Raw genomic sequence first — 17394 nt, 5'->3', positions numbered from 1 at the left:
CGCCTAGAAGACGCGGGAGGCCACCTGCGCGGCGTAGTCCTCCGGCATCCAGTCGGTGAGGACGCTGGACAGCCACACGTCGCCGCGGAGGTCGTGGATCTCCACCACGGTGCCGCTCGTCCGCTCGCAGTGCACCGCCTCGCCGTCGGCGGTGCACGCGAAACCTTCCGCGGTAAGGGCCGCGTGCGCGATCGCGGCCGCACCCTGAGCGACCGTGGCCACCGTGGTGGATGCCGATCTCCCCTCGTTCACGCGCCAGGCGCACGTCAGGCGCACCTGGGGAGTCAGCGCCGTTCCGAGCGTCGTGGTGGTCGCCGGCGGAGCGGTGTTCTGCGACAGGAGCGCCTCGGGCGTCCACGTCAGCTCGGACCACAAGCGGTCGGGGTACAGCCCGCGGCAGTCGGTCGCGGGCGCCTCGGGGGTCGCGCCGGCGCCGTCACTGTCGGCGACCGGAGCGGAGGTCGCGCCGCGGAGGGTGCTGCCGACGACCTCGACCACCACCGGCAGCCCGGGGGCAGCCAGCCACACGAGCGCGCCGATCACGCCGGCGCAGATCATCCCCACCGGCCACGCGATCCACAGACTGCGTCCGCTCACCCGAGCCATGGCACCCCTCCCCACTCACGGTAATCGGGCGGCCCATCCTCCCCCGGATGCCACGCCCGCGGGAACGACGAAGGCCCCCGGCGCGATGCCGAGGGCCTTCGAAGGATCAGATCGTGATCAGTTGTACGTTCCGGGCGTGAAGTCGTCCGTCGAGAAGCTGTCGAAGTCGACGTAGCTCAGGTCGGCGTCGCTGTACGCGCCGTCCGAGGCGAAGATGCGGTTGGGGTACCGCTCGCTCTTGGCCTCTTCCGTCGCCTCGACCGTGACGTTGCGGTACTTCGCAAGTCCGGTTCCGGCGGGGATGAGCTTTCCGATGATGACGTTCTCCTTGAGGCCGACGAGCGGGTCGCTCTTGCCCTCCATGGCCGCCTGCGTCAGGACGCGGGTGGTCTCCTGGAACGATGCCGCCGACAGCCACGACTCCGTCGCGAGCGACGCCTTCGTGATACCCATCAGCTCCGGTCGACCCGACGCGGGGCGCTTGCCCTCGGCCACGGTCTCGCGGTTGATGTTCTGGTACTTCTTGAAGTCGACCAGCTCACCCGGAAGCAGCGTCGTGTCAGCGTGGTCGACCACGGTGACCTTCCGCAGCATCTGGCGCACGATGACCTCGATGTGCTTGTCGTGGATCGGCACACCCTGGGAGCGGTACACGCCCTGGACGCCGTTGACGAGGTACTTCTGCACCTCGCGGGCGCCCTGCACGCGCATGACCTCCTTGGGGTCGAGCGTTCCGACCAGGAGCGGCTGACCGACGGTGACGTGCTGGCCGTCCTCCACCAGAAGCGTCGCGCGCTTCAGGACGGGGTACACGACCGCCTCGTCGCCGTTGTCGGGCGTGAGGATGACCTTCTTGGCCTTGTCGGTCTCGTCGATCGTGATGCGGCCATCGGCCTCGGCGATCGGCGAGGCACCCTTCGGGGTGCGCGCCTCGAACAGCTCCTGCACACGGGGAAGACCCTGCGTGATGTCTTCCGCCGACGCCGACCCACCGGTGTGGAAGGTACGCATCGTCAGCTGGGTGCCGGGCTCACCGATCGACTGGGCCGCGATGATGCCCACGGCCTCGCCGATGTCGACGATCTTGCCGGTGGCCAGCGAACGGCCGTAGCACTTCGCGCAGACACCGACCGCCGAGTCACACGTCAGGACCGAGCGGACCTTGATGTTCTCGACGCCGGCCTCGACCAGCTTGTTGATGAGCACGTCGCCCACGTCGTCGCCCGCCTCGGCCACAACCGTGCCCTGCGCGTCGACCACGTCGGCGGCGAGGGTACGGGCGAACACCGAGTTCTCGACGTTCGCGTCCTTGACGAGGGTGCCGTCGGCGCCCATCGCAGCGATCGGGAGCTCGAGACCCTTCGACGTACCGCAGTCCTCCTCGCGGATGATGACATCCTGCGAGACGTCCACGAGACGACGGGTCAGGTACCCCGAGTCGGCCGTACGGAGGGCCGTGTCGGCCAGACCCTTACGGGCACCGTGCGTCGCGATGAAGTACTCCGCCACCGACAGACCCTCGCGGTACGAGGAGATGATCGGACGGGGGATGATCTCACCCTTGGGGTTGTTCACCAGGCCTCGCATACCGGCGATGTTCCGGATCTGCAGCCAGTTACCACGCGCACCCGACGACACCATGCGGTTGATGGTGTTGTCCTCCGGGAAGTTGTCGCGCATCGCCTTCTGGACCTCGTCGGTCGCCTCGGTCCAGATCTTGATGAGCTCCTGGCGACGCTCCGAGTCGGTCGTCAGACCCTTCTCGTACTGCGCCTGGACCTTCGCGGCCTGCTTCTCGTAGCCGGCGACGATCTCCTTCTTGTTCGGCGGGGTGAGAACGTCGCTCAGCGCCACGGTCACACCCGAACGCGTCGCCCAGTAGAAGCCGGCGTCCTTGATGCGGTCGAGGGTCGCGGCGACCTCCACCTTCGGGTACTCCTCGGCCAGCTTGTTGACGATCTGCGACAGCTTGCCCTTGTCTGCCTGCTCGCGGACGAACGGGTAGCCCTTGGGGAGGGTGTCGTTGAAGATCGCCTGACCGAGCGAGGCGTCCACGATGCCGTGACGCTCGTAACCCTCGGGCGCCTGGCCCTCGAGGAACGAAAGACCCGGGATGCGGATGCGGACCTTGGCCTGCAGGTCGAGGGTGCCCTCGTCCTTGGCCAGGATCGCCTCACCGACGGAGCCGAACACGCGGCCCTCACCGGCTGCGCCCTCCTTGAGGGTCGTCAGGTGGTGCAGACCGATGATCATGTCCTGCGAGGGCAGGGTCACCGGGCGGCCGTCCGACGGCTTCAGGATGTTGTTGGACGCCAGCATGAGGATGCGGGCCTCGGCCTGCGCCTCGACCGACAGCGGCAGGTGCACAGCCATCTGGTCACCGTCGAAGTCCGCGTTGAACGCGGCGCACACGAGCGGGTGCAGCTGGATGGCCTTGCCTTCCACGAGCTGAGGCTCGAAGGCCTGGATGCCGAGGCGGTGCAACGTGGGCGCGCGGTTCAGCAGAACCGGACGCTCGCGGATGATCTCCTCGAGCACGTCCCAGACCTCGGGACGGGTGCGCTCGACGGCACGCTTGGCGGCCTTGATGTTCTGCGAGTGACCGAGGTCGATCAGGCGCTTGATCACGAATGGCTTGAACAGCTCCAGCGCCATCTGCTTGGGCAGACCGCACTGGTGCAGCTTCAGCTGGGGACCCACGACGATGACCGAACGGCCCGAGTAGTCCACGCGCTTGCCGAGCAGGTTCTGGCGGAACCGGCCCTGCTTGCCCTTGAGCATGTCGGACAGCGACTTCAGCGCACGGTTTCCCGTACCGGTGACGGGGCGACCACGGCGGCCGTTGTCGAACAGTGCGTCGACGGCCTCCTGCAGCATCCGCTTCTCGTTGTTGACGATGATCTCGGGAGCACCGAGGTCGATCAGGCGACGAAGGCGGTTGTTGCGGTTGATCACGCGACGGTAGAGGTCGTTGAGGTCGGAGGTCGCGAAGCGCCCACCGTCCAGCTGGACCATCGGGCGCAGCTCCGGCGGGATCACCGGAACGACGTCGAGCACCATCGCGGCCGGGCTCATGCCCGTCTGCAGGAACGAGTTGACGACCTTCAGACGCTTGATCGCGCGGATCTTGCGCTGTCCCTTGCCCTCGGAGATCTGCAGGTGCAGGCTCTCCGACTCGGCGGCCAGGTCGAAAGCCTCCAGGCGACGCTTGATCGACTCGGCGCCCATGTAGGCCTCGAAGTACTGACCGAAGCGGTCCTGGAGCTCGTGGAAGACGTCGTCCTCGGGCTTGAGCGTGCCGACCTCGAGCGAGCGGAAGTCCTCCCACACGCGCTCGAGCTTGGCGATCTGCTCATCGGCGGCCTTGCGGGCCTGCGACATGTCCTTCTCGGCGGCGTCCTTGACCTTCTTCTTCTGGTCGGCCTTGGCACCTTCCGCCTCGAGAGCGGCGAGCTCCTCCTCCAGCTTGGCCATGCGAGCAGCGATGCGGGCATCGCGGCGGTCACCCAGCGTCTTCAGCTCGAGGCGGATGTTGTTCTCCTGCGTGGGGAGGTCGCGGTGACGCGCCTCCTCGTCGACGGAGATGACCATGTACGCGGCGAAGTAGATGACCTTCTCGAGGTCCTTCGGCGCCATGTCGAGCAGGTAGCCCAAGCGCGAGGGGACGCCCTTGAAGTACCAGATGTGCGTGACGGGCGCGGCGAGCTCGATGTGGCCCATGCGCTCGCGGCGGACGGAGGACTTGGTGACCTCCACGCCGCAGCGCTCGCACACGATGCCCTTGAAGCGGACGCGCTTGTACTTTCCGCACGCACACTCCCAGTCACGGGAGGGTCCGAAGATCTGCTCTCCGAAGAGGCCGTCCTTCTCCGGCTTGAGCGTGCGGTAGTTGATGGTCTCAGGCTTCTTGACCTCGCCGAACGACCAACGACGGATGTCGTCAGCGGTGGCCAGGCCGATTCGAAGCTGATCGAAAGTGGTTGATTCGAGCACTACGTCTCCTGTGTCGGAATTCTGTTCGTTGCCTGGCCGGATCAGATCTCGTCGATGGACGAGGACTCGAAGCGGCTGGAGATGTTGATGCCGAGTTCTTCGGCAGCACGGAAGGCGTCATCGTCGGTGTCGCGGAGGTTGACCGCGGTGCCGTCGGCCGAGAGGACCTCGACGTTCAGGCAGAGCGACTGCATCTCCTTCATGAGCACCTTGAACGACTCGGGGATGCCGGGCTCCTGGATGTTCTCGCCCTTGACGATCGCCTCGTACACCTTGACGCGGCCGAGGATGTCGTCGGACTTGATCGTGAGGAGCTCCTGGAGCGCGTATGCGGCGCCGTAGGCCTCGAGGGCCCACACCTCCATCTCACCGAAACGCTGACCGCCGAACTGCGCCTTACCACCGAGCGGCTGCTGGGTGATCATCGAGTACGGACCGGTCGAGCGGGCGTGGATCTTGTCGTCCACGAGGTGGTGCAGCTTCAGGATGTACATGTAGCCGACCGAGACGGGAGCCGGGAACGGATCGCCGGAGCGACCGTCGAACAGCAGCGTCTTGCCCGAGGAGCCGATGAGCCGGTCGCCGTCGCGCGTGGGAAGCGTCGAGTCCAGCAGACCGGCGATCTCCTCCTCGCTCGCACCGTCGAACACGGGGGTGGCGACCTTCGTACCGGGGGCGGCCTCGAAGGCCTCCTCCGGCAGACGGACGGCCCACTCCGGGGTGCCCTCGACCTTCCAGCCCTGCTGGGCGATCCATCCGAGGTGAAGCTCCAGCACCTGGCCGAAGTTCATCCGGCCCGGGATACCGAGCGGGTTCAGCACCACGTCGACCGGGGTGCCGTCGGAGAGGAAGGGCATGTCCTCGACGGGGAGGATCTTCGCGATGACACCCTTGTTGCCGTGGCGTCCGGCGAGCTTGTCACCCTCGGTGATCTTGCGCTTCTGGGCGATGTAGACCACGACGCGGCGGTTGACGCCCGAGCCGAGCTCGTCGTCGCCGTCCTCGGCGTTGAACTCCTTGACCGCGATGATCGTGCCCTGCTCACCGTGAGGCACCTTCAGCGACGTGTCGCGGACTTCGCGGCTCTTCTCGTTGAAGATCGCGCGCAGCAGGCGCTCCTCGGCGCTCAGCTCGGTCTCGCCCTTGGGCGTGACCTTGCCGACGAGGATGTCACCGGGACGAACCTCGGCGCCGATGCGGACGATGCCGCGCTCGTCGAGGTCCTTCAGCAGGTCGGGGCTGACGTTGGGGAGATCACGGGTGATCTCCTCCTTGCCCAGCTTGGTGTCGCGAGCATCCACCTCGTACTCCTCGATGTGGATCGAGGAGAGGGTGTCGTTCTTGACGAGCTCCTGGCTGAGGATGATCGCGTCCTCGAAGTTGTGACCCTCCCACGTCATGAACGCCACCAGGAGGTTCTTACCGAGCGCGAGCTCGCCCTCCTGGGTCGCCGGGCCATCCGCGATGACCTCGCCGACCTCGATGCGCTCACCCGCGGAGACCACAACACGCTGGTTGTAGGAGGTGCCCTGGTTGGAGCGGTCGAACTTCCGCAGGAAGTAGTCCTGCGTGCCACCCTCGTCCAGCTGCACGGTCACGACGTCGGCCGAGACCTCCATCACGACACCGGCCTTCTCGGCGGTGATGACATCCCCCGCGTCGACGGCGGCGTAGCCCTCCATACCGGTACCGACCAGCGGCGAGTCGCTGCGCACCAGCGGCACGGCCTGACGCTGCATGTTCGCACCCATCAGGGCGCGGTTCGCATCGTCGTGCTCGAGGAACGGGATGAGCGACGTCGCCACCGACACCATCTGGCGCGGCGAGACATCCATGTACCCGATCTCGTCGGCGGGGATGAGGTCGACCTCGCCGCCGATCTTGCGGGCGAGGACGCGGTCCTCCTGGAAGTGACCGTCGGCCTTCAGCGGCGCGTTGGCCTGGGCGACGATGAAGTCGGCCTCTTCGCTGGCGGTCAGGTAGTCGATCTGGTCGGTGACCCGGCCCTTCACGACGCGGCGGTACGGGGTCTCGATGAAACCGAACGCGTTGATGCGAGCGAACGATGCGAGCGAGCCGATCAGGCCGATGTTCGGGCCTTCCGGCGTCTCGATCGGGCACATGCGGCCGTAGTGCGAGGGGTGGACGTCACGCACCTCGACGCCGGCGCGCTCACGGGACAGACCGCCAGGGCCCAGCGCCGACAGGCGGCGCTTGTGGGTCAGACCCGCGAGCGGGTTGTTCTGGTCCATGAACTGCGACAGCTGCGAGGTGCCGAAGAACTCCTTGATCGCGGCGACGACGGGGCGCACGTTGATCAGGGTCTGCGGGGTGATCGCCTCGATGTCCTGCGTGGTCATGCGCTCGCGGACGACGCGCTCCATGCGGGACAGACCGGTGCGGACCTGGTTCTGGATCAGCTCGCCGACCGCGCGGATGCGGCGGTTGCCGAAGTTGTCGATGTCGTCGATGTCCAGACGGATCTCGGCCGGCTTTCCGGCGCGGGTGCCCGAGAAGGTGGCATCCCCGCGGTGCAGGCGGACGAGGTACTTGATCGTGGCGACGATGTCGTCGACGGTCAGCACCGAGTCGCTCAGCGGGAGCTCGAGGCCCAGCTTCTGGTTGATCTTGTAGCGACCCACCTTGGCCAGGTCGTAGCGCTTGGAGTTGAAGTAGAAGTTGTCCAGCAGCGCGCGGGCAGCCTCAGCGGCGACCTGCTCGCCCGGACGGAGCTTGCGGTAGATGTCGCGGAGCGCGTCTTCCTTGGTGAGGATCGTGTCCTTGGACAGCGTGTCTTCGATCGAGTCGAAGCCGGCGAACTCGGCGAGGATGTCTTCGCTCGTGAGGCCCAGGGCCTTGAGGAACACGGTGACCGACTGCTTGCGCTTGCGGTCGATGCGGACGCCGACCTGATCGCGCTTGTCGATCTCGAACTCCAGCCATGCACCACGGCTGGGGATGATGCGAGCCGACACGATGTCCTTGTCGGACGTCTTGTCGGGGGTCCTGTCGAAGTAGACGCCCGGCGAGCGGACGAGCTGCGACACCACGACACGCTCGGTGCCGTTGATGATGAACGTTCCCTTGCCGGTCTGCAGCGGGAAGTCGCCCATGAAGACCGTCTGGGTCTTGATCTCACCGGTCTGGTGGTTCATGAACTCGGCCTCGACGTACAGCGGCGCGGCGTACGTCTTGCCGCGCTCCTTGCACTCCTCGATCGAGTACTTCTCCGGCTCCAGGTACGGGTTCGTGAACGAGAGCTGCATCGTCTCGCTCAGGTCCTCGATCGGCGAGATCTCCTCGAAGATCTCCTCGAGGCCGCTGATCTCGGGCACGTCGGTGCGACCGGCGGCCAGAGCCTCGGCGACGCGTGCCTTCCACGCTTCGTTGCCGACGAGCCAGTCAAAGGACTCGGTCTGCAACGCGAGAAGGTCTGGGACCGTCAGCGTGTCGGAGATTTTTGCGAACGAAAGCCGGGATGCTCCGCGGCCGTTCTTAGGGGTGGTGGGGTTGGATGCGTTGCGCGCAGCAGCCAAGGGAATAACCTCCGCAGAGCCCGGGCAGGACTCGTGATTTCCTTGTCGTCAGGGTGGAGTGCTCCCGGCCCCGAAACCTGACACGACGCACACCGCGAGAGCGGGGACGTGCAGGAACAGCCGACCACCATATGAGGGCAGGGGAAAGGGGAGCGCAAAAGACGACTATACGTCGGATGACGCGCCGTGTCCAGCCGGAATCTTGACGGGTTCCCCGACGTGCGGTATAACCGCGCTCTACGGCCCGCGGAATGGGGAGAACCCCCCTCCCGGCGACCGGCCTGCGGGTGCACAATGTGCCGATGGGGGACCGCGTCGCCGCGCACATCCGCACTCCGGATGCGCGCCTGCGTGTGTTCGTCTCCTCGACGCTGCGCGAACTCGCCGACGAGCGCCGGGCGGTGCGGGCGGCCGTCGAACGCCTGCGCCTCGCGCCGGTGATGTTCGAGCTCGGGGCGCGTCCCCATCCGCCGCGCGATCTGTACCGCGCCTACCTGGACCAGAGCGATGTGTTCGTGGGCATCTACGGCGACAGCTACGGCTGGGTCGCGCCCGGCGAGCAGATCTCCGGCCTCGAGGATGAGTACCGGCTCGCCCCGCGAGAGATGCCGAAGCTCATCTACATCAAGCAGACCACCACGCGGGAGCCCCGCCTGGAGGAGCTCATCCACCGCATCCGCTCGGATGACACCGCCGCATACCTCCCCTTCCGGGGTGCGGAGGAGCTCGAGGAACAGGTGGCCACCGACCTCGCGATGCTGCTCGCCGAGCGTTTCGACAGTTCCCGCGCGGCCGACCCGACGGCGGCGGGCGCGGCTGACCCGACGGCGGCGGCCGCGGTGGCCACGCGGCTGCCCGTGCCGTACACCCGCACGGTCGGCCGCGACGACGCGATCGCGGAGGTGCGGAAGCTGCTCGCCGCTCCGGACGGGCGTCTGGTGAGTCTCGTCGGCACGGGGGGCATCGGCAAGAGCCGCCTGGCGATCGAGATCGCGCACTCCTGCGGCGACCTCTTTCCCGACGGCGTGCACTTCGTCCCGCTCGAGGGGGTGCTGGAGCCGGCCCTGCTCATCCCGACCATCGCGTACGCGCTGGGCGTGCGCGACAACGGCGAGGCCGCACTCGAGGAACGCATCGGCCTGGCTCTGGCCGACCGCACGGCGCTGCTGGTCCTGGACAACTTCGAGCAGCTGATCGACTCCGCCCCGGCGCTGGTGCGTCTGTACGAACTCGCGCCGCGTGCGCGTTTCCTCGTCACCAGCCGGGTCGTCCTCCGCATCCGGGGGGAGCGCGTCTTCGAAGTACGCGCCCTGGAGGCCCCCGACCCGACGGCGCCCGCGACGCTCGAGCGGGCGATGCGCTCGGCCGCCGTCGCGCTCTTCGTCGACCGAGCCCGCGCGGCGCGGCCCGACTTCGAGCTGACCGAACACAACGCCGCCGACATCTGCGCCGTCTGCGCCCGCCTCAACGGCCTGCCTCTGGCCCTGGAGCTGGCCGCGGCGAAGGTGCGGACGCTCACTCCCGGTGCCATCGCGCGTCGACTGGAGCGGAGCCTTCCGCTCCTCACCGCCACGGCGCGCGACGTTCCCGACCGACACCGCACCATGACGGCGGCGATCGACTGGAGCGTCGAACTGCTGACGGAGGAGCAGCGCGCACTCCTCGAGGATCTGGGGGTCTTCGCGAAGCGCTTCACCTTGGAGGCCGTGGAAGCGCTCGGAAAAGACCGGATGTGGGGAGGGCAGGAGATCGAGGCCCTTGGCGCGCTCGTGGATGCCTCCCTCGTCGCGCAGACCGATGTGGACGGACGGTCGGTGTACTCCCTCCTGGCCGTGGTGCGCGAGTATGCGGTCGCCCGGTTGAAGCGCCGGGGGGCCGCGTCCCAGATGCGGGCGGCTCACGCCGATTATTACCTGCGCCTGGTCGGCGACCTCGCACCCGGGCTCCGCGGGGAACGGCAGGCCGAGGTGGTCGCGCTGCTGGGGCTGGAGCTGCCGAACCTGCGTGCGGCCGTCCGCCACCTCGTCCACATCGACCGGCTCGACGACGCCGGCGCCTTCGCCTGGGGCCTCCTCATCTATTGGTGGATCGCCGGGTTCTTCGCCGAGGTGCGGGTGTGGATGCTGGAGCTCCTGGGCAAGGACCGGCCCATTTCCCCGCACACGCGTGCCGTCGCGTGGTTCTTCGCACTGTGGGGCGAGATGTGGCAGCACCCCTCGGAGGAGGTGGTGGCGGGCCTCGGGGAGTGCCTGCGCCTGTTCACCGAGTCGGGCGATGAGGATGCCGCCGCCATGGCCATCGCGGCGCGCGCGACCGCGCGCCTGCAGCTGCCGACTCCCGACCTCGACACCGCCGACACCGAGCTGACCGACGCGATCGCACGGCTGCGCGACCTCGGCAACGGCTGGGCGGAGGCGATCACCGAGGTCGCGGTCGGACGCCTGGCGTGGCTGCGCGGATCGCCCGACGCGGCGCTCACGCACTTCGACCGCGCGACGGCGGTCGCCGAGGCCGGATCGGACCTCTTCACCGTCTCCGTCGCCGGCGACCACCTCGCGCGCATGCAGCTCGTGCGCGGGGAGATCGATGCCGCTGAGGGTCGCTGCATCCGGACCCTGGGGGTGTCGATCCGGCTGCACTACGAGGAAGGCGTCGCCTACGGCCTCGAGGGCCTGTGCGCGGTCGCCGCGGCCCGGGGCGACGCCGAGCGGGCGGGGATGCTGAGCGCGGCCGCGGCGGCGATCCGCCACCGCATCGGGGTGTTCGACGTGGAGCCGTTCACGGTGTACGCGCCGCAGCTGGCCGCGGCGCGTGAGAAGGACGCGGACGCGGTGGCCCGCGGTGAAGCCCGCGGGGCGGGGCTCAGCGTCCCGGAGGTGGTCGCGCTGGCCCTTCCCGAGGCCGACTACGGCGCGGTGGCCGACGTCCTCCAGCGCTGGTGAGGCCTGCGGGGGCGGGGCGGAGCCGCGGCGGGACGGCGGCGCGGGGCGGGGCGGGGCGGGATCAGGGCAGCGGACGGGCGTGACGGAACCGTAGACGGGTGCCCGGCCGGGCCTGGGCGAGAGCGTCGAGGGCCGCCTCCGTCGCCACGGCGATCACCGGATAACCCCCGGTCACCGGCCCGTCGGCGAGCAGGATCGTCGGGCGACCCGACGGCGGCACCTGCACGGCCCCCGGGACCATTCCCTCGCTTGGCAGCTCGCCGTCTCTGATGCGCTCCAGCTCGGGGCCGTCCAGCCGCATCCCGACACGGTCGGCCGCGCCGGAGACGGTCCACAGGTGCTCGAACAGCGCCCGGTGTGCGGATGCGGCGAACCAGTCGGCCCGCGGGCCGGGGGCCAGTTCGACCTCGATCTCGCTGTCGTGCGGCGGACCCCACGGCGCGAGGTCGGCGACGGGCACGGGCGTGCGCGGCTCGGCGCCGATCGCGATCGTGTCGCCGGCGCGGAGCGGGGCGGGTCCGAGCCCGGCGAGCACGTCGGTCGCGCGAGAACCGGCAACGGCAGGAACGTCGACGCCACCGCGGAGAGCGAGGTATCCCCGCGCTCCGGAGGCGAACCAGTCCACGTGCAACTCGGCGCCCGCGCCCCAGTGCACGGCCGTGTGCGGGTCGACCGCGTGCCCGTCGAGCGTCATCGGACCCGTCGCCCCGGCCAACGCGACCCAGACGTCGCGTTCGGCGACGGCGCGGAACCCGCCCACCGTGATCTCGATTCCGGCGACGTCCTCCGGGTTGCCCACGAGCCGGTTCGCCCGGCGCAGAGCCGCCCGATCCAGCGCGCCCGAGCGCGCGATCCCCAGCGAGGCCCGGCCTCCGCGGCCGAGGTCCTGCACCGTGGCGAGGAGCCCCGGCTCCCGCACGCGCACCCCCGCCGCATCCCCCGCCGAGAAACGACGTTCCGGATGAGAAACGACGCGCGGCGTTGTTTCTCGCCCGGAATGTGGCGTCTCGACGAAGCGCACGCGGGTGGCGGGGGGCAAGAGCACCGGGGATGCGGCGGACGGGTCGAACAGCGGAGCATCCGTCGTGCCGATCAGCCGCCAGCCGCCCGGGGTTTCGCGCGGGTACGCACCCGTGAAGGCACCGGCCAGGCCCACCGCGCCGGCGGGCACGCGGGTCCGCGGCGACGCGAGCCGCGGGACGTCGAACGGCCAGGCGTCGCTGACGAGGTACGCGAACCCCGCTGCGAAGCCCGTGGACGCGACCGACCACTCCGCGCCCCGGTGCCGGGCGACGAGTTCGGATGCGGGAACTCCGAGCATCTCGGCCGTCTCCGCCACGTCGGGACCGTCGTAGCGGATCGGCACCTCCACGAGCGGCGCGGGGTCGAAGGAGCGATCCCCGGCAGCGCGCTCGGCTTCGTCGCGGATCCATGAGCGCACGGCCGAAGGGGAGATCACGGACGGGTCGAACGGCACGAGCACCGTCCGGGCGGCGGGCACGACATCGACGATCCCCGCCGGGCGCGACGACGCGAGGACCGTCGACAGGGCCAGCACCTCGGCGAGCGATCCCGTTTGGGCAAGCACGGCGCGCTCCCCCATCGACCGGAGCTCGATCGTCACCACGGGGCACGCACCTCGACGCCCGCGGCATCGAGCGCGGCCCGGACGGCTCGTGCCATCGCGAGGGACGCAGGGGTGTCGCCGTGCAGGCAGAGGGATGCCGCATGCGCCGTCAGCGGAGTCCCGTCCACCGCGTCCACGACCCCGTGGCGCGCGAGCCGGACAGCGCGCTCGGCGACGACGACGGGGTCATGCAGGACATCACCGGTCTCCCCACGGGACACCAGCCCGCCTGCCGCCGTGTAGCCGCGGTCGAGGAACGCCTCGCGGACGAACGGGAGGCCCACCTCCCGTGCTGCTCGTTCGATCTCTCCGGCCAGGCCCAGGATCGGAAGGGCCTGTCCCAGGCGGGCGGAGAGCTCCGCGACGGCGGCGGCGACCGCATCCGCCTGCCCGGCGTCGACCGTGACCGCGTGGTACAGCGCGCCGTGCGGCTTGACGTAGCGCACGTCGGCGCCGGCTGCCACGAGCGCCGACAGCTGCACGGCGACCTCGGCGCGAAGCTGAGCCGGGGACGTGTCGCGGCGGACCCGGCCGAAGTTCTCCGCGTCGACGTACGAGGGATGGGCACCGACGGCCACGCCGTGCCGACCGGCGCGCTCCACGGCCGCGCGCATGGATGCGGCGTCCCCCGCGTGCCCTCCGCACGCGATGCTTGCGCTGGAGATCACCGCGAACATCGCCTCGTCGTCGGCGGTCGGCACGCCCGCGATCGTCTCGCCGAGGTCGGCGTTCAGGTCGATCACGCGCATGGGCCCACGCTACCGGCGCGGACCGGCCCGGACGGGCCGCCCCCGGCGCGGACCGGCTCGGCCGGCGCGGGGTTCGGGTTACGGGCAGAGGCGGCGCGGGTTACGGCTGCGGAACGATGTGCGGGGCGGGATGCGGCGACCCGCCGCGGGAGGCAGGATGGACGGATGACCCCCGCTCCCGGAGCACCGCTGCTGTCCGTTCGTGACCTGGCCGTTGACTTCGCCACGCTCGACGGGCCCGTGCGCGCCGTCGATGGCGTCGACTTCGACATCGCCGCCGGGGAGACGATCGCGATCGTCGGCGAGTCCGGGTCGGGAAAGTCGACCACGGCGATGGCGATCATCGGCCTTCTCGCCTCCGGCGGATCCGTCGCCCGCGGCAGCATCCTGCTCGACGGCGAGGACCTCACGCACTTCTCCGAGGGCCGCATGCGCGAAGTGCGGGGGCGTCAGATCGGCCTCGTGCCGCAGGACCCCATGTCGAACCTCAACCCGGTCGCGAAGATCGGCACGCAGGTGGCCGAGACCCTCCTCGCGCACGGGCTCGCCAACCGCTCCGACGTGCAGCGGAAGGTCGTCGAGACTCTCGAGGCGGCGGGGCTTCCGGATGCGGCGACCCGCGCCAAGCAGTATCCGCACGAGTTCTCCGGCGGGATGCGCCAGCGGGCGCTCATCGCGATCGGGCTGGCCTGCAGCCCGCGGCTGCTCATCGCGGACGAACCGACGAGCGCGCTCGATGTCACGGTGCAGCGCACGATACTCGACCAGATCGAGCGGATGACCGCCGAGCTCGGCACCTCCGTGCTGCTCATCACGCACGACCTGGGGCTCGCCGCCGAGCGGGCGTCGCGGGTGATCGTGATGCACCGCGGCCGCGTGGTCGAGCAGGGCCCGGCGCGGCAGATCCTGGAGGCTCCGCAGCATCCGTACACCCAGTCGCTCGTCGCCGCCGCCCCGTCGGTGGCGGCCGTGCGGCTCCGGCCGGAGGAGTTCCGCGGCCGCAAGCTGGAGACGGTCGAGGCGGCCGCCGCCGATCACATCGTGGAGATCGAGCACCTCAGCAAGGTGTACCCCACCCGCGGGCGCGGCGACGACTTCCGCGCCGTCGACGACGTCTCGCTCGCCATCCCGCGCGGTCAGACGGTCGCGATCGTCGGGGAGTCGGGATCGGGCAAGACGACGACAGCGCGGATGCTGCTGAAAGTGGTCGAGCCGACCAGCGGGTCGATCCGGTTCGAGGGGCAGGACGTCGCCGCCCTGAAGGGTGCGGCGCTGCGGGATTTCCGCCAGAAGGTGCAGCCGATCTTCCAAGATCCGTACTCGAGCCTCAACCCCATGTTCACGATCGAGCGGATCATCGAGGAGCCGCTGTCGTTCTACAAACGCGGTTCGGCCAAGGAGCGCTCGGCGCGTGTGCGGCAGCTGATGGATGACGTGGCCCTGCCGCAGTCGATGCTGCGCCGCTATCCGTCGGAGCTGTCCGGCGGGCAGCGTCAGCGCGTGGCGATCGCGCGCGCCCTCGCCCTCTCCCCCGACCTCATCGTGTGCGACGAACCCGTCTCGGCACTGGACGTGCTCGTCCAGGACCAGGTGCTCACCCTGCTCCGCGACCTCCAGACCGAGTACGGCCTGAGCTACCTCTTCATCTCTCACGACCTGGCGGTGGTCCGCCTCATCAGCGACTACGTGTGCGTCATGAAGGACGGGCGCCTCGTGGAGGCAGCATCCAGCGAGGAGATCTTCACGAACGCGCGTGACCCCTACACGCGGCGCCTCCTCGCCTCGATCCCCGGCAACGAGCTCGGCCTGACCGGCTGACCCGCCCCGCCGCCCGGCCGTCCCGCCCGCCCCGAACCGCGAGACTGCATCCCCGCCACGAGACAGCCGGCGACGGATGCGGTCTCGTGGCGCAGATGGAGTCTCGCGGTCCTCCCGCCCCGCGCACGGGGACCGCGGGGTCAGCGGGCGCGGGTGCGGGGGTCCATCGCCTCGCGCAGGGACTCGCCGAGGAGCGTGAAGCCGAGCGCGGTGACGGCGATGCAGATGCCGGGGAGGAAGGCCAGCCACGGCGCGATCGCCAGTTCGGACTGCGCGTAGGTGAGCATGCGCCCCCACTCGGCCGTCTGCGGCAGCCCGCCGCCGAGACCCAGGAACGACAGCGCGGCCGCGTCGATGACGGCCGTGGCGAGGGTCAGGGTCCCCTGGACGATGACCGGACCGACGCTGTTGGGCAGCACATGGGTCATGGTGATCGACCGGCGTGACAACCCGAGCGTCTGCGCGGACAGCACGTAGTCCGCGCCGCGCTGCTGCAGCAGCGACGCACGCAGGAGCCGGGCGAAGACCGGTATCTGGGATGCTCCGATCGCGATCATGATCGCCAGCTGGCTCTGCCCGAGGATCGCGGCGATCGACACGGCCAGCAGCAGGTTCGGAACCGAGAGGAGGATGTCGACGAATCGCATCACGACGTTGTCGACCCACCCGCCGAACATCCCGGCCAGAAGGCCGAGCAGCATCCCGCCGACGAGGCCGAAACTGGTCGAGACGATGCCGATCGTCAGCGAGGCCTGCGCGCCCCAGATCAGCTTCGACAGCACGTCGCCACCGAAGCGGTCGAGGCCGAGAGGGAACTCGGCCATCTCACCCGGGCCCGGAATGTCGGTGGGCGTGATGAACCGCTGGCCGGGGAGCGACTCGGCCGGGTACGGGGCGAGGATCGGGGCCAGCAGCGCGACGAGGAGGAACAACGCGACGATGACGGCGCCCACCCAGGCGGTGGGGTTGCCCCGCAGTCGCCGGAAGACGTCACGCCAGAACCCGCCGCGCGTCTGGGCGCGGAGGAGCCCGGCGTCGACGATCGCGTTGTCGTCGACGGGTCCGCCGCTGGGGGCGGGGGGCAGGATGCTGGAGCTCACTGCACTCTCACTCTCGGGTCGATCACGCTGTACGACACGTCCACGAGCAGGTTGATCAGCGCATACAGGATCGCGATGAAGATGATGAACCCCTGCAGCACGGGGAAGTCGCGCGTGAAGATGGCCCTCGCGAGGAACTGCCCGATCCCCGGGAAGGCGAACACCGTCTCGGTGAGCACCGCCCCGGAGATCAGCAGACCCGCCTGCAGGCCGACGGTCGTGACCACCGGGAGCATCGCGTTGCGGAGGATGAAGCGGTTGCGGAGCGTTCCACGGCCGATGCCCTTGGCCCGGCCGGTGCGGACGTAGTCGGCGTTCTGGACGTCGAGGACGGATGCGCGCGTGATGCGCACGATGATCGCGAGCGGGATCGTGCCGAGGGCGAGCGCCGGCAGGATGAGGTGCAGGAACGCGTCCCACGCCGCATCGAACTCGCCCGTGATCAGGCCGTCGAGCACGTACAGATTCGTGTAGTGGGTCGCGTCGATCCGGGGGTTCTGCCGCCCGTCGGAGGGCAGCCATCCCAGCTGCACCGCGAAGATGTATTTGAGGATGAACGCGAGGAAGAAGACCGGGATCGTGATGCCGACGAGGCTCAGCACGACGGCGATGTGGTCCCACGCCTTGCCGTGCTTGCGCGCGGCCCAGTAGCCGAGCGGAATGCCGACCCCGACGGCGATGATCAGCGCCGCGATCGACAGCTCCAGGGTCGCGGGGAACCGCCGGACGAACTCCTCGAGCACGGGTCGCCCGGTCTGGATCGAGGCGCCGAAGTCGCCGGTGGCCAGGCGCCCGAGCCACGTGAAGTACTGCACGTACAGCGGCTCGTTGAATCCATAGAGCTCGTTGATGCGCTCGACGGCTTCGGGGGTGGCGCGCTCACCGAGGAGCGCGACGGCCGGTCCGCCCGGAAGCGCCCGAACCCAGAAGAACAGCAGGACGGACAGGCCGAACAGGGTCGGGATGAGCAGGAGCAGACGCCTGCCGATGGTGCGTAGCACGAGGACTCCGAGGTAGGGCCCT

General features: G+C 69.5%; 9 protein-coding genes. 2 read left to right on the top strand and 7 right to left on the bottom strand.

Annotation, left to right across the window (positions count from 1 at the left end):
- Positions 1 to 3: 3 nt before the first annotated feature.
- From AC4FS2_RS00550 to rpoB, 3 genes are all read right to left on the bottom strand, one after another.
- Positions 4 to 597: a hypothetical protein gene (locus AC4FS2_RS00550; protein ID WP_491176041.1), complete on the bottom strand. Its 594-nt coding sequence runs from the start codon at positions 595 to 597 to the stop codon at positions 4 to 6.
- Between the two features lie 126 nt (positions 598 to 723).
- Positions 724 to 4599 (bottom strand): DNA-directed RNA polymerase subunit beta', encoded by a 3876-nt coding sequence (gene rpoC, locus AC4FS2_RS00545; RefSeq protein ID WP_491154448.1) that lies wholly within the window; start codon positions 4597 to 4599, stop codon positions 724 to 726.
- Positions 4600 to 4640: 41 nt separating this feature from the next.
- Positions 4641 to 8135 carry a DNA-directed RNA polymerase subunit beta gene (gene rpoB, locus AC4FS2_RS00540; protein ID WP_491154449.1) on the bottom strand — a complete coding sequence of 1165 codons (3495 nt, stop codon included), beginning with the start codon at positions 8133 to 8135 and terminating at the stop codon, positions 4641 to 4643.
- A gap of 302 nt (positions 8136 to 8437) precedes the next feature.
- Here rpoB and AC4FS2_RS00535 point away from each other — a divergent pair, with 302 nt between their 5' ends.
- A complete protein-coding gene (locus AC4FS2_RS00535) occupies positions 8438 to 11077 on the top strand; it encodes a DUF4062 domain-containing protein (protein WP_491154451.1) in 2640 nt (879 codons plus the stop codon).
- A gap of 61 nt (positions 11078 to 11138) precedes the next feature.
- Here AC4FS2_RS00535 and AC4FS2_RS00530 read toward each other — a convergent pair whose 3' ends face one another.
- Positions 11139 to 12704, bottom strand: coding sequence for a 5-oxoprolinase subunit B/C family protein (locus AC4FS2_RS00530; RefSeq protein WP_491176039.1), 1566 nt, complete (start codon positions 12702 to 12704; stop codon positions 11139 to 11141).
- Positions 12698 to 13453 carry a 5-oxoprolinase subunit PxpA gene (pxpA, locus tag AC4FS2_RS00525; RefSeq protein WP_491176037.1) on the bottom strand — a complete coding sequence of 252 codons (756 nt, stop codon included), beginning with the start codon at positions 13451 to 13453 and terminating at the stop codon, positions 12698 to 12700. Before pxpA ends, AC4FS2_RS00530 begins: the two co-directional genes overlap by 7 nt.
- Before the next feature lie 165 nt (positions 13454 to 13618).
- Between pxpA and AC4FS2_RS00520 the strand changes: the two genes are divergently transcribed.
- Complete coding sequence (locus AC4FS2_RS00520; protein ID WP_491176034.1) at positions 13619 to 15271, top strand: ABC transporter ATP-binding protein; 1653 nt, start codon at positions 13619 to 13621, stop codon at positions 15269 to 15271.
- Positions 15272 to 15411: 140 nt separating this feature from the next.
- Here AC4FS2_RS00520 and AC4FS2_RS00515 read toward each other — a convergent pair whose 3' ends face one another.
- Both AC4FS2_RS00515 and AC4FS2_RS00510 read right to left on the bottom strand, forming a co-directional pair.
- Positions 15412 to 16371: an ABC transporter permease gene (locus tag AC4FS2_RS00515; RefSeq protein WP_491154457.1), complete on the bottom strand. Its 960-nt coding sequence runs from the start codon at positions 16369 to 16371 to the stop codon at positions 15412 to 15414.
- Positions 16368 to 17372, bottom strand: coding sequence for an ABC transporter permease (locus AC4FS2_RS00510; protein WP_491154458.1), 1005 nt, complete (start codon positions 17370 to 17372; stop codon positions 16368 to 16370). The genes AC4FS2_RS00515 and AC4FS2_RS00510 overlap by 4 nt, the downstream gene beginning before the upstream one ends.
- Positions 17373 to 17394 lie beyond the last annotated feature (22 nt).

The organism is Microbacterium sp. Z10_103 (assembly GCF_058310455.1).
Note: the sequence above shows the minus strand (reverse complement) of the source record. Positions and strands in the feature narration are given on the sequence as shown.

What these genes read in the sequence shown, in the direction of transcription:
- AC4FS2_RS00520 (WP_491176034.1), top strand. Translation starts at nt 13,619, where the DNA reads ATGACCCCCGCTCCCGGAGCACCGCTGCTGTCCGTTCGTGACCTGGCC.
- AC4FS2_RS00535 (WP_491154451.1), top strand. Translation starts at nt 8,438, where the DNA reads ATGGGGGACCGCGTCGCCGCGCACATCCGCACTCCGGATGCGCGCCTG.
- pxpA (WP_491176037.1), bottom strand. Translation starts at nt 13,453, where the DNA reads ATGCGCGTGATCGACCTGAACGCCGACCTCGGCGAGACGATCGCGGGC.